Origin of the sequence: Flagellimonas baculiformis, from assembly GCF_033441575.1 — a bacterium.
Taxonomy (GTDB): Bacteria; Bacteroidota; Bacteroidia; order Flavobacteriales; family Flavobacteriaceae; genus Flagellimonas; species Flagellimonas baculiformis.
The window spans coordinates 352123-372695 of sequence record NZ_JAUZVW010000003.1 but is presented as its reverse complement, the minus strand read 5'-3'; the positions used below and the strand labels follow the sequence as shown (position 1 = coordinate 372695).

The following is a 20573-nucleotide window of genomic DNA, read 5'->3' as shown; positions in this document are numbered from 1 at the left end:
GTGATATTTGTTTGCTGTGGAATTGCAGTTTTGCAAATAAGTAGTATCTTTGCACCCGCCTTTAGAGGCTGGTACACAAACCTTAAGTGTAGAAATGATGAAGCTGAAAGAGTTTAATATCCCTTTTTCAGGTCTGAAGCTGGGAAAACATGAATTTGTGTACGAGATTGAAAATGCGTTCTTTGAATCTTTTGACTATCAAGAGTTTAACGGAGCTTCAATCCAGGTGAAAGCCATCTTGGAAAAGATGAACACCATGATGGAGCTCAAGATCAAGGCCAAGGGAACGGTGAATGTGGATTGCGACCTGACGGGAGAGCCCTATGACCAGCCCATCAGTTCAGATCTGCACCTCGTGGTCAAGTTTGGGGAAGAATACAATGATGAGGACGATGAGATCCTGATCATACCCCACGGAGAACACCAATTCAACATCGCACAATATATATATGAAATGTTGGTGTTGGCCGTTCCACAAAAACGGGTGCATCCCGGTGTTGCGGACGGAACGTTGAAGTCGGACATCTTGGAAAAGCTCGAAGAGCTACAGCCAAAAGAGAAAAAGGAACAAACGGACAAAACAGATCCCAGATGGGACGATTTAAAAAAGTTACTAACGGACAAATAGGTTTATAATGGCACATCCTAAAAGAAAAACATCGAAGACCAGAAGGGACAAGAGAAGAACCCACTACAAAGCAGTGGCACCGACCATCGCCAAAGATTCTGTAACAGGTGAAATGCACTTGTACCACAGAGCTCACTGGCATGAGGGCAAATTGTACTACAGAGGTCAGGTATTGATCGACAAAACAGAGGAAGAAACTGCGGCCTAATCGCAAACTCCACTAAATAAACCAACTCCCGTTTCACGACAGCGGGAGTTTTTTTATGGTCCATTATTAACACCAAAAACGGGGCGTTTTTGACGGGAAAGTCATATAAAATGACTAATTTTCACCGCTTTTGGGTCAAATACCATTGTTTTTGACAAAAAAAGAGAGGCTAAAATGAAAAAAACAACAGCAGCGATCACAGCTGTAGGAGGATATGTTCCAGAATTCGTTCTTTCCAATAAAGTGTTGGAAACCATGGTAGATACCAACGATGAATGGATCACTACGAGAACAGGAATCAAAGAGCGGAGAATCTTAAAAGAGGAGAATGCCGGCACGTCGTTCATGGCCATCAAGGCAGCGGAAGACCTGCTCCAAAAAAGAGGGATAGATGCGGCCGAGATTGATTTTGTGCTGGTGGCCACGGCAACACCCGACCTTCCCGTAGCGTCCACGGCAGCATATGTGGCCTCGGAGATAGGTGCGGTAAACGCCTTCGCCTACGACCTGCAAGCGGCCTGCTCCAGTTTTTTGTACGGAATGTCAACAGCGGCCAGCTATATCGAATCCGGCAGATATAAAAAAGTATTGGTAATCGGGGCGGACAAAATGTCCTCCATCATTGACTATACCGACCGTACCACCTGTATCATTTTTGGGGACGGTGCGGGCGCAGCACTTTTTGAACCCAATGAGGAAGGTCTGGGCCTTCAGGACGAATACCTTCGCTCGGATGGGATAGGACGACAGTTTTTGAAGATAGACGCAGGCGGCTCCATATTGCCCGCTTCCGAAGAAACCGTGAAAAACAAACAACATTATGTGTACCAGGACGGCAAGTCCGTTTTCAAGTTTGCTGTTTCCAATATGGCCGATGTTTCCGCATTAATCATGGAACGCAACAACCTTACCCATGAAGATGTGCAATGGTTGGTGCCGCACCAGGCCAATAAAAGGATCATCGATGCCACGGCCAATAGGATGGGTGTGGAGCCCGGCAAGGTCATGATTAACATCGACCGATATGGAAACACGACATCGGCCACACTGCCCTTGTTGTTGTATGACTACGAAAAGCAATTGAAAAAAGGGGACAACCTTATATTTGCAGCTTTTGGGGGAGGATTCACTTGGGGATCCATTTATTTGAAATGGGCCTATAATTTATAAATCACGCAACTAACAAATTCATATTCGATGGACATTAAGGAAATTCAGAATTTAATCAAGTTTGTGGCCAAATCGGGTGCCAGTGAGGTAAAGTTGGAAATGGATGATTTCAAGATCACCATCCGCACCGGAGGAGACTCAAATTACCCCGAGACCACCATTGTGCAGCAAATTCCAATGGCCCAGGCTCCAGCAGCAGCCCCCATGGCGGCAGCCCCAGCAGCAAGCACTCCCGCGGCCCCCGCTACGGAAGCCGCGCCCAAGACGGATGATTCAAAATACATTACCATAAAATCCCCCATCATAGGGACCTTCTACAGAAAACCATCGCCGGACAAACCTGCTTTTGTTGAGGTAGGGACATCCATTAAAAAGGGAGATGTGCTTTGTGTGATCGAGGCCATGAAACTCTTCAACGATATTGAATCCGAGGTTTCCGGTAAGATTGTCAAAATATTGGTAGATGATTCTTCCCCAGTGGAGTTCGACCAACCATTGTTCCTAGTGGACCCATCATAGATAATTTTAAATGCTAAATTTTAAGTGACTAATTGTTAGTTATTTAAAACCATTTAAAATTTAGAATCCAGAATTTAAAATTGTATTCTATGTTCAAGAAAATATTGATTGCAAACAGGGGGGAAATAGCACTACGGATCATACGTACCTGCAAGGAAATGGGCATCAAGACCGTGGCCGTATATTCCAAGGCCGATGAGGAGAGCCTTCACGTGCGTTTTGCGGACGAGGCCGTATGCATCGGTCCCGCGCCAAGTAGTGAGTCCTATTTGAAGATCCCCAACATTATAGCTGCTGCGGAAATCACCAATGCAGATGCCATCCACCCCGGATATGGCTTCCTTTCCGAAAACTCCAAGTTTTCCAAGATCTGTGCCGAGCACGACATCAAGTTCATAGGAGCTTCTGGGGAGCAGATAGACAAAATGGGTGACAAGGCCACGGCCAAGGAAACCATGAAGAAGGCCGGTGTACCTACCGTGCCCGGTTCCCAAGGACTTTTGAAAGATGTGGACCATGCCAAGAAGGAGGCCAAAAAAATGGGCTACCCCGTCATGATCAAGGCCACTGCCGGTGGTGGGGGAAAAGGAATGCGCGCCATTTGGTCCGAGGAAGAAATAGAGAAAAACTTTGAGAGTGCCGTTAAAGAAGCCACTGCTGCCTTTGGCAACGGGGGGATGTACATGGAAAAACTCATCGAAGAGCCCAGACACATCGAAATTCAAGTGGTGGGAGACCAGTACGGAAAAGCATGTCACTTGTCCGAAAGGGACTGTTCCGTGCAGCGTAGGCACCAAAAATTGACCGAAGAAACCCCTTCACCATTCATGACCGATTCCCTAAGGGAAGAAATGGGAAAAGCAGCTGTAAAGGCCGCGGAATACATCAAATATGAAGGCGCGGGAACCATAGAGTTTTTGGTGGACAAACACCGAAACTTCTATTTTATGGAGATGAACACCCGTATCCAAGTGGAACACCCCATTACTGAGCAGGTGGTGGACTACGATTTGATCCGAGAACAGATCTTGGTGGCTGGTGGTGTGCCGATTTCAGGGAAAAACTACTATCCAAAATTGCATTCCATCGAGTGTAGGATCAATGCCGAGGATCCCTATAACGATTTTAGGCCATCCCCAGGAAAAATCACGACCCTGCACACTCCTGGTGGGCATGGGGTACGTTTGGACACCCACGTGTACAGCGGTTATATGATCCCGCCCAACTACGATTCCATGATCGCCAAGTTGATCACCACGGCCCAGACCAGGGAAGAGGCCATCAATAAGATGCGAAGGGCTTTGGACGAGTTTGTGATCGAAGGGATTAAGACCACGATTCCATTCCATCGCCAGTTGATGGACCACCCCGATTATTTGGCGGGCAATTACACCACCAAATTTATGGAAGGGTTCAAGATGGATCCAAAATATCAAGACGAACATTAATTTGAGACCCCGATGAAAGTCGGGGTTTTTATTTTATGCAACTGAGCTATTGGGAATATAAAACCTGGTTCTCCAATGTGGATTTTACCGTCATTGGCAGTGGCATCGTTGGTCTGAACTGTGCCCTTCAACTTAAGGAACAATACCCCAAGAGCAAGATCCTGGTTTTGGAAAAAGGCAGTTTGCCCCAAGGAGCAAGCACCAAAAATGCTGGTTTTGCCTGTTTCGGTAGTATTTCCGAAGTGTTGTCCGACCTTAGGTCGCATTCCGAGGAAGAGGTGGTGAACCTTGTACAGAAACGCTGGGAGGGCATTCATAACCTTCGGCAACTTTTGGGGGACAAGACCATCGGTTTTGAGCAAAGGGGAGGGCATGAACTTTTTGCGGAACACAACCCCGATCTCTACGACAACTGTTTGGACCAAATGGAGCATTTGAACCGACTGCTCCGGCCCATTTTTGGAAAAGACCCGTTCGTTACTACTGAAAACACCTTTGGATTTGGGCATATTCGTGAGAAATATATCACCCATCAATTTGAAGGACAACTGGATACGGGCAAGATGATGCACGCACTTATCCAAAAGTGCCTTTCCAAAGGGATTCCCATTTTAAATGGGATACAAGTGGAAGAGTTATTGGAGCAGAGCAATGGAGCCACCCTTGTCACCCCCAATTTTCAGTTTGAGACCAAGAAGGTTTTTGTGGCCACCAATGGCTTTGCGGCCAAATTGCTGAAGACCGAAACCGTAAGGCCGGCACGCGCCCAAGTTTTGATCACAGAACCCATCAAAGGCCTAAAGATCAAGGGTACGTTCCATTTTGAGGAGGGGTACTACTACTTTAGGAACATTGACGATCGCATTCTTTTTGGCGGGGGCCGTAACCTCGATTTCAAAACGGAAGAAACCATGGAATTTGGACAGACCCAGACCATTCAGGCCAAACTGGAGGAACTGCTCCACAACATCATTTTGCCCCATCAGCAGGTAAAAATAGACCGAAGGTGGAGCGGCATTATGGGGGTTGGGGGCCACAAGACCCCAATAGTAAAACAAGTTTCCAATTCCGTTTTCTGCGGGGTGCGTCTTGGCGGCATGGGCGTGGCCCTGGGCAGCCTTGTGGGTAAGGAATTGGCCGAACTAGCTGGCTAAAGTAGCAAGCACAAGTATCAAGTTCAAAAACAAGAGAAATTCCTTGAACTTGACACTTACGCTTGAACTTGAACTTTTTTACTCAGATCATCCTTCCATCCAAAAGATTGATGACCCTGCTGCCATATTCTGCATTTTTCTCCGAGTGGGTCACTTGGATGATGGTCACCCCGTCATCGTTCAGTTGCTTGAAGATGTCCATGATTTCCTCTCCTTGTTTGGAGTTGAGGTTTCCGGTTGGTTCATCGGCCAAAATCAACTTTGGATTGGAAATGAGCGCCCGTGCAATACCCACCAATTGTTGCTGGCCACCACTCAATTGTGAGGGGAAAAGGTCTTTCTTGCCCACAATGCTGAAACGGTCCAGCATATCGGCCACCATGGCCTTTCGCTCCGAACCCTTGAAATTTTTGTAGATCAAGGGCATTTCGAGGTTTTCCTTCACCGTAAGCTCGTCCAAAAGGTGATAGGATTGGAACACAAATCCAATGTATTCCTTGTACAGATTGGACCTATGCTTTTCTTTGAGTGTGTGGACAGACTCGTCCAAAAAGTGGTACTCCCCCTCATCAAAGGCATCCAGCATCCCAATGACGTTGAGCAAGGTGGATTTTCCGGAACCCGAAGGGCCCATGATGGAAATGAACTCCCCTTCCTCCACTTCGAGGTTGATGTCCTTCAATAAAAAAATACGTTGGCCACCGGAGTTGACCCATTTGAACAAGTTGTTGAGTTGTAAAAGCATAGTATGTTGTATTTATTCATCTTTTAATGATTCCACCGGATTGGCGATAGCAGCTTTAAAGCTTTGCCAGCTTACGGTCAGAAAAGTGATCAGAAGTGCAGTCGTTCCCGCTAAGGCGAATATCCACCAACTGAAATTTGTTCTATAGGTAAATCCTTCCAACCATTGGTTCATCACATATAATGAGCATGGTATGGCCATAACAAAGGCCAAACCTAACAATTTTACAAAGTCTTTGTTCAGCAAGGTTAGTACTTGCGTTATAGTTGCACCATTGACCTTTCTTATTCCAATCTCCTTTTTTCGCAGCACTACGGTATATGCCGTAAGACCAAAAAGCCCCAATGATGCTATAAGAATGGAGAGAACCGTGAAAATCTGAAAGGCGTTTCCAAAAGCTTTGTCCTGCTCATATTGGGCCTCAAACTTTTCGTCCAAGAACGTATAATCAAATGTGCTCTTTGGAAAAACCTCACGCCATTTATTTTCAACTTGACTTAGAGCTGATGAAACACCGGCAACTGATGTCGCGGATTTATCAAGTTTTATCAATAGGTTGCTCATGTTGTCCTGATATCTGATGATCATTGGCAATATCGGGCTTTTCAACCCGAAATGATAATAGTCCTTGATAATCCCCACAACTTTCCATTCATTGTTCCCCCAGAAACTCACCGTTTTATTCAGTAGTTCCTCTGGAGATGAAATCCCCATGGTTTTTAAAAAGGTCTCGTTTACTACAATCTGATTTCCCTCGAAACCAGAATTCCGCACAAAGGTACCCCCCGCCAAAAACTCAATGTCCATTAAGTCAAAATAATCCGGTTGGGCATGATAGGTATAGAAAATATTTGATCTGTCATTTTTTCCGTCGGGCAAAAAAACCCCACGGGTCGAGGACAGATTGTCAAAACTGTCCCCGGGATACGTCTGGGCAATGGCCGTCTTCTCAATAAAAGGAAAACCTTCCAACTGCTCTTTCAAAACCCTAAAATCATTGTTGACCAAAGAATCCGACTTGGTCGAAACCACTGTCCCGTGCAGGGCCATGACTTGGCCAACCTCGGCACCAATGGGCTGATTGTCCAAAAAATTGATTTGTTTGGTGATAATGAATGTCCCTGTCAATAGGACGATGGTAGCAAAAAACTGCGTTACGATAAGTCCTTTCCGCAACCCAATGCCCTCTGTCGAAGCCTTCACCTTCCCTTTCAACGCTTTGGCCGGCGAATATCTACTGAGCAAGAAGGCAGGGTAAAGTCCTGCTAGGATTATGCCGCCCAAAATAAAAATAAAATAGGGGGCAAATTTCAGGAGAGCTTCCCAATCAAGGTTGAGTTCATTTCCGGTAATGCTGTTATATAGGGGCAGTGAACCAAAAACCAATGATAGGGCAATGGTCATGGCGAAAAAGTTGAGCAGTATGGATTCCATTAAAGATTGGACGATGAGCTGCGATTTTTTTGCGCCTGCAACTTTTCGAATACCCGCTTCCTTTGCCCTTTCCATAGACTTTGTCGTCGAAAGATTGACATAGTTCAACCAAGAAAGAACAAGGATTATAAAGGCGATGGCCGTTAAGAACTTTATTCTAAGAATACTACCGTTGACAGCGACTTCATAGGGCTTATCGGAATACAAATGAATATCTTCGATAGGTTCTATATTGTGTCTCTCAGTTTCATTTTTCTCAATATCACTATCCATTATTTTCTGACGTAGCACATCAATATTGGTATTTGGGGCCAACTTCAGATACGTATAATAGTTGTTCATGTTCCAATTTAGTTCATGGGCCGTTGGACCAAAATCGGTCAATGTTTTTTCGGTCTCAAAAGAAATGAGGAATGAATTTCTATAATGCGTGGTCTCGGGAACATCTTCCATAACACCTGTCACCGTAAGTTGGCTCTCTTTGCCATCCTCAAAGACAGAAACTGTTCTTCTCAAGGGGTTTTCATTTCCAAAAAGTTTTTGGGCAAATGATTTTGAAAGCACAATGGAATTGGGCTCTGCCAAAACTGTTTTAGTATTCCCTTTTAACAACGGATAATTAAATATCTCGAAATAGGAAGGGTCCACCAAAGACCCCAATGGCTGCTCCAAGATCTTTTCTCCTACTTTGAACGTCAATTTTTCAAAATAGTAAAACCGTACATAGTCCACTACTTCAGGAAACATTTCCTTTAAAGCGGGACCGGATGCATTGTAAGTTGCTGCATCACCCGGCACATAGGTGTCCCCTTCAAGGTAATCCATGTAGGTCCTGTACACATTTTCCGAACCTTCAAATGTATCATAGCTCTTTTCATAATTCACATAGAGCATTATAAGAACAAATGAAGCTATACCCACGGCCAGACCAAAGACATTGATGATGGAATACAGTTTGTTCTTAAGAAGATACCTTACGGCAATTTTCAGATAGTTCTTAAGCATGATTTTCTTTTTTTGATTTGTTGGTATATCTTCAGTTCAGTTTGACCTATTCGGTTCGTAAACTTTTTACGGGATTGGCCGATGCGGCCTTCACGGTTCGGGTACCCACCGTGATGAATGCAATAAGGGTAGCCAAAAATCCGGCCCCCAGAAAGAACAATGGGCTCAATGTAACATGGAAAGCATAGTTCTGCAACCATTCATTCAAAAAGTACCAAGCAATGGGCGTGGCGATCACAAAGGCAATGCCCACCAACTTTAAAAAATCCTTGGTGAGCAATAGGGCCACGGAGGAAACACTGGCTCCTACCACTTTTCGCACCCCGATTTCCTTGGTGCGCTGCGCCACCACCAACATGGAAATGGCAAAAAGCCCGATGCAGCTCAATAAAATGCCCAGCACGCTTCCACTGGAGACAATGGTTGCCATGGTTTTTTCACGTCTGAAGGTACGGTCCACGTTCTCATCCAGAAAAGATCCCAAAAATTCGGCCTGGGGCTCTATTTTTTCCCAAGCGGCCTTTATGGCATCAAAGGATTTGGCCACGTTTTTTGGTGAAACTTTTACATAGGCATAATACAGGTCCCAATCCTTGTTCATGAACAGGGTCAAGGGCTCTATCTGCTTGCTGATTTCTTGAAAATGATAATCTTTGATGACACCGATCACCGAATAGGTCACTGCGCCATCATCCATGGGAATGCGGGTGGAGAGCGGGTCCTCCTCCCCAAGTTGTTTTGCCATGGTTTCGTTGATGACCAAACTGAGGCTGTCCATGGCAAAATCCCTATCGAATGCACGCCCGGCAACCAATTGTAGGTCCAAAGTCTTTACATAGTCATAGTCCACGGTCAAGGCATTGGTGATGACTCCCCTTCCCTTGTAATCAAAGCCCATCATGCTACTGGATTGGCTGCCGTCCCGTCCACGGCCTAGATTGTTGTCGGCACCCGAAACGCCCAAGATGTCCGGATTGCCCTCTAGCTCGTCACGAAGGAGGTTCACCACACTGTAGCTGTTCTTTTTTCCGTTCAACGGGATGGAGACCACCTGTTCCTTATTGTACCCTAGGTCCTTATTCCGCATAAATTCTATCTGGCCATGCAGCACCAAGGTTCCACTGATGAGGATGATGGCAATTACAAATTGAAGAACGATCAAGCTGTTGCGCAGACGGTTCTTGCCCACCTCCAATTTCCCGCGAAGTGCTTTTAGCGTGCCCAATTTGCTCATCAACAGGGCAGGATAACCTCCTGCAATCAACGTAATGATACATAGCGCAAGCACAAACAGGATGATCACACTGGGTTGGGTAACATCTGAAAATGAGGCCTTGGTATTAAAAAGCGTCTTGAACGGATTCAAGAGCAGATTGCTCGCCACCAATCCCAATCCCACGGATACGGCAAAGACCAAGACACTTTCCATCCAAAACTGGAAGAAGAGTTGTTTTTTTATGGCGCCCAAGGTCTTTCGCATCCCGATTTCCTTCAAGCGTTTTTCACTGAGTGCTATGCTCATGTTGATGAAATTGGCACTTACAATGAAAATGATGACGAAGGCAATCCCCAAAATCATATAGGGGAAAATGCGGTCCACTTTTGCGACACCAGATGTGTAGGATGCAAAATGTCTATCGGCAATGGGCATCAAATGGAACTGTTTGTACCTGCCATTGGCATCCGGAACGGCACCATCACGGATCTCACTTTCTATACTTCCCCTGTAGTGGAGGGCGGTAAAGTGAGCTGTGTTTTGTTCAAACTGCGCCACAGAGACCCCTTTTTCCAGTTGGAGGTATATCGGATGGAACTGGGAGTCCCACACGTCTTTGTTGGACAGGTAATCGGGATGGCTCTCGAAGGGCACCACAATTTCAAAGTCAACACTGCTGTTCTTTGGGGTCTCGGCCAGTATGGAGGCAATGGTGAAGGGCTGTTCGTCCCTTCCCATTTTAAGGGAAATGGTCTTGCCTACCACATTGTCGGTGGTTCCAAATATTTTTTTGGCCGTTTCTTCGGTAATTCCCACGGAGTTCTTTTCCGGCAAGGGGTTCTCGGTGTTTCCCCAAAGGGTCGGATAAGTGAAAATGTCAAAGTACGCGGGGTCTAGATATTCCGCATCCAAACTCAACTCCTTGGCATTGTAGGTCACCAACACATCTTCGCTCACCGCCCGCGCAATATGCTTGATGCCCGATACCTCTTCCAAAAGGGCAGGGGCCAGGGGCACTGGATTGGAGGTGCTGATTTCCGTACCTCTCGGGGTTTGGTTGGAAAGGTAAAGTTGGTACGCAGAATCCTTGTTTTCGTGGAATTGGTCAAAGGAAAGCTCAAAAAGAGCTGTCATGGTCAATAGAATGGCCACGGCAAAGGCACAGCTAAGGCCTACGATGTTGGCAAGGGAAAAGACCTTGTTTTTGACAAGGTTTCGCCAAGCGATCTTAAAATAGTTCTTCAACATGATTTCCGTTTTTTTTGGTTTATACTGTCCTTCGGACAAACTTATTGTGCTTTTAAAGAGTCCGATGGATTGGCCACTGCCGCCTTGATGGACTGAAAACTAATGGTGGATAACGCTATCAGAATGACCAATAGGGAGGCAATGGCAAACACCTGCCAGCCCAATTGAATCCGATAGGGATAGTTTTCCAGCCATTTATGGGCGATGGCCCATGCGACAGGTATGGAGATCAACAGGGCGACCAACACCAATTTTATAAAATCCTTGGAAAGGATAGCTACCACATTGTTTATGGAGGCCCCCAAAATTTTTCGGATCCCAATTTCCCTGGTCCGTTTCTCCGCAGAGAGCACAGATAGACCGAACAGGCCGATGCAGGAAATGAAAATGGTGAGAATGGCACTGAACAGCATGATTTGTTTCCACTTGGCCTCGGCTTCGTAGCTTTGATAATTCTGGTCTTCCAGAAATTGGTAACTGTATGGGTCAAAGGGGAACATGTCCCTGAACACTTTTTCAATGTTCGCTATGGATGATGTGGCGCTTCCCGGGGCTATTTTCACGTACAGCATCCCCAATTCATTGGTTGGTTTCATGGTAAAGAGCTGCGGCCGGATGGTCTGGCCAAGAGAGTCGTAATGGTAATCCTTTACCACACCGATCACGGTGTATTTTTCGCCATTGTACCAGAAATCCACCGTTTGACCAATCGGATCGCTCCAACCGGCTTCCTTCACAAAGGCCTCGTTCACCAAAACGGATTGGGCGGCATCCGAAGGATGGTCCTCGGAAAAGTTCCTACCTTCCTTTAGTTGTATGCCCAAAGCAGGAATATAGGACTGGTTTACCGTTTCATAGGCAAACTGTACTTGTTTGTCGCCTTCCACTTTCGCAATGGTGGTCCAGCCGCCACCATTCTTGCCTGCCACCTCCACGATGTTTCCATAGGAAGCAAGGCGGCCTTTGAAGGCATCAAATTCATCGTCTGTCAAACGATTTTTCTGCAACAGTACCAGATCAGAGTCATCGTAACCCAATTCTTGGGTGGTCAAAAAATCGAATTGTTTGTAAATGACAAAAGTGCATATGATCAACAAGGAGGCCAAGGTAAATTGAAGCACCACCAAGGATTTTTGAAGGTAATTTTTTCCAGAGAGGACAAAACGACTGTACAAAGTGTCCACAGGGCTGTACCTGGAAAGAACGAGAGCGGGGTAGAACCCGGCCAATATGCCTGTAATGGCAAAGAGTGACACATACCCCAATACCAGTTTGACATCGAACAAAAAGGAGAGGGACAATTGTTTGTTGGCCAATCCATTAAAAATGGGCAAGGCCAATTGCACCAAAAGAATGGCCATTGTAAAAGCAAAAAAGCACAGCAAGAAGGATTCTCCCAAGAACTGAAAGACAAGTTGTTTTCTTTTCCCTCCGACCACTTTTCGGATACCGATTTCTTGTGACCGCCTTACGGAACGGGCCACAGTGAGGTTCACAAAATTGATGCAGGCAATCAAAAGGATGAACAGTGCAATGCCGGACAAAATATAGGAAAAAGTGGGATTGCTAGCATCCGTCAACCCATTTTGGGCTGGGAGTTCCTTGTTGAGGTGCATGTCCGTAAAAGGCTGGAGGAAATATTTTGGTGGGAGCCCATCGTCCCCATATTGTTCTTTGATGATTTTTGCCGCGTCGGCAGATTGTGCCAGATAAAGATCCTGCATCTTGTCATTGACCACGTCCACATTGGTCCCTGGTTTCAGGGAAACAAAGGTGTTCAGGAAGAAATTGAACCAGTTGAAATTGTTGGCAAGATCTTCTTTGGGAACCTCCAAGGGCAGGAGCATGTCAAATTTTATGGAGGAGTTTTGCGGACTTTTGCGGGATACGGCCGTCACGGTATAGGGAACAAAATCCTCATTGTCACGGAACATCATGGTCTTGCCCACCGCATTGGTAGTACCAAACTGCGTAAGGGCGAGCTCTTCCGAAATGACCACCGAAAAGGGTTCGGACAAGCAGGTCTTGGGATTTCCTGAGATGATGGGGAAGGTGAACATGGAAAAGAAATTGGGATCAACATAGTGCAGATCTCGGGAAACGACCTCGCCTCCGATTTTTACATCGTTTCTACCGCTTTGTATCCTCACAAATTCCTTGATGTCAGGAATGTCCTCAGTAAACCTTGGCCCTTGCAGGAAGCCGGTACTGGAGTTCTTGCCTTCTGGGACACCACTTTCGTTATAGTTTTGGCTTACAATACGATAAATATGTTCGCCACCTTCATGGAACCTGTCATAACTCACCTCATCCTTGACATAGAGAATGATCAACATCGCACAGGCCAGGCCCAAGCTGAGCCCGGAAATATTAATGAAGGAGTACACCTTGTTTTTGATAAGGTTTCGCCAAGCGATCTTGAAATAGTTCTTCAACATGATTTTTTGTTTTTTGATTGATGGGTTGTGATCATTCCGTTCTCAAACTTTCCACCGGATTGATGTTGGCGGCTCTGTAGGTCCTAGAGCCAATGACGGCCAAGGCCACTACTACCATTCCCAGTCCACTGGAAAGGAAGACCCACCAACTCATGGAGGTCTTGTAGGCAAAACTCTGCATCCATTCATGGATGAGGTACCAAGAAATGGGCACTGAAATAACGAAGGCGATACCTACCAACAGCAAGAATTCCTTGCAAAGCAAAAGGTTCAGTTGTGCCAAATTGGCCCCAAGCACCTTGCGAACCCCAATTTCCTTTACCCTTCGTTCGGTGGTATAGACCGCCAGTCCCAAAAGACCGAGACAACTGATGATAATGGCCAGGCCAGTGGCCCACTTAAGCAGTTGCATGGTGCTACGCTCCCTTCTGTAAAAACCTTCCACGGTCTCGTCCATGAATTGTACGTTCACCTCTTCATCGGGGAACACAGCGGCCCATGTCCTTTCAATCTCTGCGATGGATGTTGCCCACTGTTCCGTATTGTTGCCCAGATCAAAATGGATGCTTCGGAAACTGGAATAATCTTCGTCGCCCCAATCACCAGTAAGGGCCATGGGATTGATGGTGGACCGTAGGGAACGTTGGTTAAAATCCCTCATCAGGCCCACAACAGGGATGTTCATGGTATCCAACTTTACCGTGGCCCCGACTACATCAGGAGCATTTTGGAACCCTATGGCCTTGGCAAAGGCTTCGTTCACCACATATTCCCTGATACTGTCATTTAAACGGTCCCTTCCTGCCAATAAGGGAATTTGGTATGTTTTTAAATAGGAAAGATCTCCCCACAAGAGCTCTGTCTCTTGGTGCATCTCCGAACCGTCCTTGAAATAGGTCAATATGGTGGAAGAGGTGTTATTGGAGGTGGGCGGATTGTTTCCCCAACTAACATTGGAAACACCTTCTACTTCCTTTATTTGATGGAACAGGCGCTCTTTTTTCACCTCGGAATTATCGTTCCAAGGCAAGTACACATAAGCCACGGCATCGGTTTTAAGGCCCATGTCCTTGTTCATTACAAAGTAAATCTGTTTGCCTACCAATACGGTGGCGATGACAAAGACCTGTGCCACGACAAATTGGAAAACGGTCAATGTTTTTCTAAGACGAACCCCTTTGTCCCCCTTGCTGAACTGACCTTTCAAGACCAAAACAGGCCTGAACTTGGACAACACAAAGGCAGGATAAAAGCCAGAAAGAAGACTGACCACAACGACCAATGCCAATATACTCACTGCACCTTTGGCACTGTAGAGCACCGAAAGGTCAATATCCCCTGGCAGAAAGTCCATGAACTGTCGTAAAAGAAGGGGTGCCAAGACCAAGGACAACACTGCGGCCAACAATGTCAAGATAAAAGTCTCCACTAAGAACTGGCGCACCACCTGTTTCTTGGAACTTCCCAAGGTTTTGCGTATCCCGATTTCCTTGGCCCGGGTCAAGGCCTGGGCAGAGGTCAAATTGATGAAGTTGGCACAACCCAACAAGAGCAGGAAGAGGGCCACAAAGGCAAGGCTTTTCAGAACGGTCATGCTGGCCACATAATCTGAATTGTTGAAAGGATAGTCCCCATGTTTTCCGCCAAAATGGATATCGGCCAAGGGCTGGAGAACGAACAACCGCTCATCGTTGATGGCCCAAGGCTCCGTGTTTTTGTGTTCCAATGCCAAAGCATCCAGTCTGGATTGGATGGCGGGGATGCTGGCCATATCCTTTATTTTAATAAAAAGCTGGTCTCCAGAACTTGTGTTGTTCCACTCATCGTTGGTGGCCACATCTTTTCTATCGAACATTTTGGCCGAAGCCAGGGAAACGAATTCGTTAAACCCCAAATCGCTTTTCTTCTCGAAGTCGGCGACCACACCAGTGACTTTTACGGGAATGGAATCATTGTAGATGAGGGTGCGCCCCACAATGTTTGCCATTTGGGTATGCGGAAAGTATCTTTCGGCCTTTTCTCGGGAGAGGACCACTTGACCCGGTTCCGAAAGGGCGGATTCGCTTTCCCCGGCCAGCCATTCGTATTGGAACAATTCAAAATAGGCATCATCGGCCAGTATGGCATTTTCAGCGTTACTAAAACTCAGTTCGGCCTCCCTGTTCTCCACCTTATAAAAAGAAGTGTTGAAGAAAGGGGCCGTCAATTCCACCCCGGGTACCCCCTCTTGAAAGGTGCGCATCAAAGGAACGGACACCCCACGGTTGGAAAACTCAGCGTCGTTGGATTTGAACAACGAGGTGACCCTATAGATCCGTTCACTGTCGGGGTGGAACCGATCAAAGGAAAAATCATAGTGCACAATGGCCCCAATGACCATGGCGGCACAAAGTCCAATGGAAAGCCCTATCACATTGATGGTCGAGAAGAGCTTGTTCTTGAGGATGCTTCTCCAGGCGAGTTTTAGATGGTTCTTGAACATATCTTTTCTTTTTTACTCCGTCCGCAGACTTTTTACGGGGTTGGACCTTGCGGCCTTTATGGCCTGAAAACTTACGGTAATGACCGTGACGAGCATGGCCCCGAGCATGGCAAGGCCAAAGATCCACCACTTCAAGATCACGCGATAGGGATACTCCTGTAACCATCCGTTCATAATGTAATAGGCAATGGGCACGGCAATGAAACAGGAGATGATCACCAGTTTCAGAAAGTCTTTGGAAAGCATGTTCCAGACATTGAACACGGTAGCGCCCAGCACTTTTCGGACACCGATTTCCTTGGTACGCTGCTCTGCCACAAAGGAAGTAAGACCGAAAAGGCCCAGACAACTGATCAATATGGCAAGGGCCGTAAAGATGCCGGAAAGCGTACCGATACGCACTTCCGAAGCAAACTTCTCTCCATACTCCTCGTCCACAAAATCATATTGGAAGGGAATGTTGGGAAAATGTTCCTTGAACACACGTTCAATGACAGCAATGTTCTGGCTGGCACTTTGGTTAGGGTTCAACCTTAGGTTGTAATAGGAGCCATTGCCATATTTATCGAAAACGTACATGCCCTGCTTTACGGGTTCGTAGGGCGATTGGGCGATCATGTCCTGCACCACTCCGATGATCTTCATGGGCGGGTTGGGATCCTCTTCATCGTCATCTTTGATGAATTGGCCCACAGGATTTTTCAGCCCCATATATTTGACCGCGGTCTCATTGATCAATACAGCATTGGAGTCAGATGGGAACTCCCTGGAGAAATCCCTTCCCTGAACAATCTTCAAGTTAAGGCTTTTGGCATATTCAGGGGAGACCTCGGTCCACGCAAGGTCCTCTTGGAAACCCTCCGGTTTGCCTTCCCAGACAAAGCCACTTCGGTTGGACCAAATATTGGTGGTCGGGGCACTGGACGTGGACATCTCCATCACCGCACCCGAAGCGATGAACTCATCCCGCATCAGTTCGAATTTGCCCGTGAAATCTTGGCTCATGGTCGGAATCTGGATCAGACCTTCCTTATCATATCCAATGGGTCTGTTCTTGGCGTAATTGATCTGTTGCATCACGATCACGGTGCCGATGATAAAGGCCACCGATACCGTAAATTGGACTACCACAAGGATTTTTCTGGGCAATCCGGAATGCTTCCCGGCCTTGAAGGTGCCTTTCAGCACATCCACGGGCCTGAAGGACGACAGATAAAGGGCGGGATAACTGCCTGCAAGCATGGCCGTGAACAGGATAAAGACCAAGGATATTCCCCAAAAACCTGCGGAGCTCCAAGGGAACGTCATTTCTTTCTTGGCGAGGTTGTTGAACCCGTTCAAGGACAGGATAACAATGAGCACGGCGATGCCAAAAGCGAAGAGCACCACTAAAAAGGATTCGCCCAAGAACTGATTGATCAATTGACGGCGCTGGGAACCAATGGATTTTCGGATGCCCACTTCCTTGGCCCTTTTCTCGGAACGGGCCGTGCTGAGGTTCATGAAGTTGATGCAGGCCAATAGGAGTACAAAAGCACCGATGATGGCAAAAAGCCATACATATTTGATGCGGCCACCAACCTGTTTCCCGTTTTCAAAATTGCTGCGGAGATACCAATCCTTCATGGGGAAGAGAAACAATTGTGGGTTGAATTCCTCCGTATTTTTGTTGAGCGTCTTCTTTACATCTTTTATGGTGGATGTTACCCGTTCCATGGTGGTATTGTCGGCGATCTGCACAAACATTTGGAAGGAGTTGTTCCCCCATTGGTCCTCGGCATTTTTGATCCATTCGTTCACCGAGACATATTTGTCCCAGGGCATGATGAACTCGGCATCGTTAAAAGAGTTGTTGAAGGGAATGTCCTCATACACGGCCGTTACCATCATGTCATATTGGCTATTGACCTCTATGGTTTTCCCAATGGGGTCTTCGTTTCCAAAAAGGGCATTGGCGGTCGATTCGTTCAGCATGATGGAGTTGATCTCCCTTACACCGTCCTTTTCACCTTTGAGGATGTTGAGGTCGAGCATTTCAGGTGCTTCGCGCTGCATAAAGTTGCCATCACGTGATATGCTCGTTTCCTTATATTTCAAGTATTGGGACGAGTTCCATGAGGACATCACCAGATGCTTGAAATTGTCCATATATCCGTCCCTGAAAGCTTTTTCCAATGGCCGGGGAATGGCCGGCCCGGTCCCGGTCTCTCCATTAAAGGTTTGCGACTGGAAGATTTGTGCAATCTGGTCCTTGTGGGAAAAATAGTTGTTATGGCTCAATTCGTCCCTCACCCATAGCCCGATAATGAGGGTCACAGCCATGCCCAGTGCAAGCCCGCCTACATTGATGACGGTATAGGCCTTGTTCTTGGTAAGGTTCCTCCACGCAATTTTTAGATAGTTCTTAAACATGATTTTTCACTTTTGATTGATGGTTTATTCGGTCCTTAGGCTTTTGATAGGGTTGGCCACGGCTGCTTTTATACTTTGGTAACTGACCGTCAAGAGTGCAACGCCCACGGCCATGAGGGCCGATAGGGCAAAGATCCACCAAGGGATGTCGATGCGGTACGAGAAATCCTGTAGCCAGTGGTCCATGGCATACCAACCCAAGGGCAGGGCGATGATGACCGATAGCCCCACAAGCCTTAGGAAATCCATGGAAAGTCGGTAAACGATTTGCCCCACACCGGCGCCCAATACTTTCCGTACCCCGATTTCCTTCACTCTTTTTTGTGCGTTGAAGGCGGCCAGACCAAGAAGACCCAAACAGGCAATGATGATGGAAAGCACCGTGAAGATCATGAATATCTGGCCCAAACGCTGTTCCGCATCATAACTGGTGTTGAAGGAATCGTCCATAAAATAATGTTCAAAAGGCTGCGCAGGGGCCAAATCGTTCCAAATCCCCTCTATTTCCGAAAGGGTCCGGGAAACATCCCCACCATTCAGCTTTATGGCCAAATTGCTGGCAAAATCAGTACCGTAGAACAGGCCTAGGGAACTTACTTCGTCCCTTAGGCTCTCGAAATGGAAATCCTTCACAACGCCAATGATCGTTACCACCGAACCATTATCGAATTCATCCACAAATTGTGAGCCCAGCACTTCTTCGGGGGTCTTCCCCAAAGTAGCAACGGCTTTTTCATTGAGCAAGATGGCAGAGGAATCGGTGGCAAAATGGTCAATGTCAAAATTTCTTCCGGCAACCATGTCCAGCCCAATAGTGGTCAGGTAATCCTCGTCCACTTGCCATTGCTGCATGTTCAGCGCTTTTTCCATGCTTTGGTCCTCTGCGCGCAAAAAAGTGCCGCTGCTCCTTGCCGAAGGGGTAGGCAAAAAGCTGCTCAAAGTGGCCGTGTTGACCTGGCTGAGTTGGGAGACTGCATCCTTGAAAGCTTGTTTTTTTCCTTCAAGGGCATTGACACCTTGAACAATCAGCACTTGGTTTTTGGCGTATCCCAAGTCCTTACCTTGAATAAATCGCAATTGTTGGAAAACCGTGAGGGTCCCCATGATCAAAAACACGGAAATGGAAAACTGCAGGATGACGAGAACATTCCGCACGCGTCCGCCACCCACAGATTGGTCTCCCTGTCCCTTGAGCACCTTGGCGGCCACAAAGCGGGACATGAAAAGTGCGGGATAGCTTCCGGACAGGAACCCCAATGCCAAAGCCGCCAATAAGAGGGTCAACCAAAACAGGGGATTGGATATGGGCAGGGAAAGGTCCTTTCCGCTCAAGTCATTATATAAGGGGAGAACGGCTGTCGCGATGATCACAGCGAACACCAGCGATCCCAGGGCAATCAATGCCGATTCCGTCAAAAATTGTCCGATCAGGCTCTTCCGTTGGGACCCCAAGGTTTTTCGGATACCCACCTCCTTTGCCCTTTTGAGGGAATGTGCCGTGGAAAGGTTCATAAAGTTGACGCTTGCCAGAACCAAAAGGATAAGGGCAATGGCCCCAAGGATGTAAACATTCTTGATGTCGCTCACGGCGCTGAACTCAGGACCTCTTCTGGAATACAAATGGATGTCCTCCAATGGGATCGTGGAGTAGCGCATGTAATTTCCCGAATCTATGAACTGCTGCTCCGTGATGCCCGGGAAAAATGCCTGGGCGTAGGGGATGACATATTTGCCCACCATTTCCTGCAACCGGTCATGGATAGCCTCGGCCCTGGTCCCTGGAATCATTTTGATGAGGGTGTAATAGTTGTGGCTTCCCCATTCGGCCAGTTGGGCATCCTCATATCCGGCCAAGGAAAGAAAAAGGCTCCTGTCTTTGAGAAATGAGTTGTTGGGCAGATCTTCCATAACCCCTGTCACCGTGTAGGTTGTATTATCGTTCAGCAGCACGGTCTTTCCAATGGCCTGATCAATTGGGAAATGTTTTTCGGCGGCGGTCCTCGTCATCACCAAGGTGTTGGGCTCCGTCAAAGCGGTCTCTTCATCCCCATACAACAATTCCAGCCCCAGCATCTTAAAAAAAGTGGAGTCGGCATAGGTCACCGAAGCTTCGCGTACATTGCTGAGGGCTTCTTGGGTGCGGATGAATGTACTGCCAATGCCCCTGAACCGGGTGGTGAGCTCCACTTCAGGAATATCGTTCAGCACAGCTTGGGCCATGGGCGCGGAAACTTCGGCAAGGGTTTCTTCCTTACCGCCAAATTTCATATCGGCATTGAGCCGATAGATGCGCTCCGAATCGGCAAACATGGTATCGTGGCTGAGTTCGTCATAGATATAAAGGCCCAACAAAAGTCCACCGGCCATGCCTATGGCCAGCCCAAATGTGTTCAGGAAAGTGAAAAAAGGTTGTTTCTTCAGGCTTCTCCAGGCTATTTTCAGATTGTTCTTGAACATGGCGCTCGT

The 20573-nt window shown here is 47.1% G+C and carries 13 protein-coding genes; 6 read left to right on the top strand and 7 right to left on the bottom strand.

Going from position 1 to position 20573, the window contains the following annotated elements; genetic code table 11:
* The first annotated feature begins 94 nt into the window (after window positions 1–94).
* The 6 genes from SD450_RS06605 to SD450_RS06580 all read left to right on the top strand — a co-directional run bounded on the left by SD450_RS06605 (window position 95) and on the right by SD450_RS06580 (window position 5127).
* Window positions 95–628, top strand: a complete 534-nt coding sequence (locus SD450_RS06605; RefSeq protein WP_318343838.1) for a YceD family protein — start codon at window positions 95–97, stop codon at window positions 626–628.
* 7 nt (window positions 629–635) lie between these two features.
* Complete coding sequence (rpmF, locus tag SD450_RS06600) at window positions 636–836, top strand: 50S ribosomal protein L32 (protein WP_072876398.1); 201 nt, start codon at window positions 636–638, stop codon at window positions 834–836.
* 174 nt (window positions 837–1010) lie between these two features.
* Window positions 1011–2006: a beta-ketoacyl-ACP synthase III gene (locus SD450_RS06595; RefSeq protein ID WP_318343837.1), complete on the top strand. Its 996-nt coding sequence runs from the start codon at window positions 1011–1013 to the stop codon at window positions 2004–2006.
* Window positions 2007–2033: 27 nt separating this feature from the next.
* A complete protein-coding gene (gene accB / locus SD450_RS06590; RefSeq protein ID WP_318343836.1) occupies window positions 2034–2525 on the top strand; it encodes an acetyl-CoA carboxylase biotin carboxyl carrier protein in 492 nt (163 codons plus the stop codon).
* An 89-nt stretch (window positions 2526–2614) separates the two neighbouring features.
* A complete protein-coding gene (accC, locus tag SD450_RS06585; RefSeq protein WP_108422379.1) occupies window positions 2615–3973 on the top strand; it encodes an acetyl-CoA carboxylase biotin carboxylase subunit in 1359 nt (452 codons plus the stop codon).
* A gap of 35 nt (window positions 3974–4008) precedes the next feature.
* Window positions 4009–5127: an NAD(P)/FAD-dependent oxidoreductase gene (locus tag SD450_RS06580; RefSeq protein ID WP_318343835.1), complete on the top strand. Its 1119-nt coding sequence runs from the start codon at window positions 4009–4011 to the stop codon at window positions 5125–5127.
* A gap of 82 nt (window positions 5128–5209) precedes the next feature.
* Here SD450_RS06580 and SD450_RS06575 read toward each other — a convergent pair whose 3' ends face one another.
* The 7 genes from SD450_RS06575 to SD450_RS06545 are packed head-to-tail and all read right to left on the bottom strand — an operon-like array spanning window position 5210 to window position 20564.
* Window positions 5210–5872, bottom strand: coding sequence for an ABC transporter ATP-binding protein (locus SD450_RS06575; protein ID WP_318343834.1), 663 nt, complete (start codon window positions 5870–5872; stop codon window positions 5210–5212).
* Between the two features lie 12 nt (window positions 5873–5884).
* On the bottom strand, window positions 5885–8311 hold the full coding sequence (locus SD450_RS06570) for an ABC transporter permease (RefSeq protein WP_318343833.1): 2427 nt from the start codon (window positions 8309–8311) through the stop codon (window positions 5885–5887).
* Between the two features lie 46 nt (window positions 8312–8357).
* Window positions 8358–10775 carry an FtsX-like permease family protein gene (locus SD450_RS06565; RefSeq protein WP_318343832.1) on the bottom strand — a complete coding sequence of 806 codons (2418 nt, stop codon included), beginning with the start codon at window positions 10773–10775 and terminating at the stop codon, window positions 8358–8360.
* 41 nt (window positions 10776–10816) lie between these two features.
* Complete coding sequence (locus tag SD450_RS06560; RefSeq protein WP_318343831.1) at window positions 10817–13213, bottom strand: ABC transporter permease; 2397 nt, start codon at window positions 13211–13213, stop codon at window positions 10817–10819.
* Between the two features lie 31 nt (window positions 13214–13244).
* Window positions 13245–15695, bottom strand: coding sequence for an ABC transporter permease (locus tag SD450_RS06555; protein WP_318343830.1), 2451 nt, complete (start codon window positions 15693–15695; stop codon window positions 13245–13247).
* 12 nt (window positions 15696–15707) lie between these two features.
* Window positions 15708–18107 carry an ABC transporter permease gene (locus SD450_RS06550; protein ID WP_318343829.1) on the bottom strand — a complete coding sequence of 800 codons (2400 nt, stop codon included), beginning with the start codon at window positions 18105–18107 and terminating at the stop codon, window positions 15708–15710.
* Window positions 18108–18131: 24 nt separating this feature from the next.
* Window positions 18132–20564 (bottom strand): ABC transporter permease, encoded by a 2433-nt coding sequence (locus SD450_RS06545; RefSeq protein WP_318343828.1) that lies wholly within the window; start codon window positions 20562–20564, stop codon window positions 18132–18134.
* Between the last annotated feature and the right edge of the window lie 9 nt (window positions 20565–20573).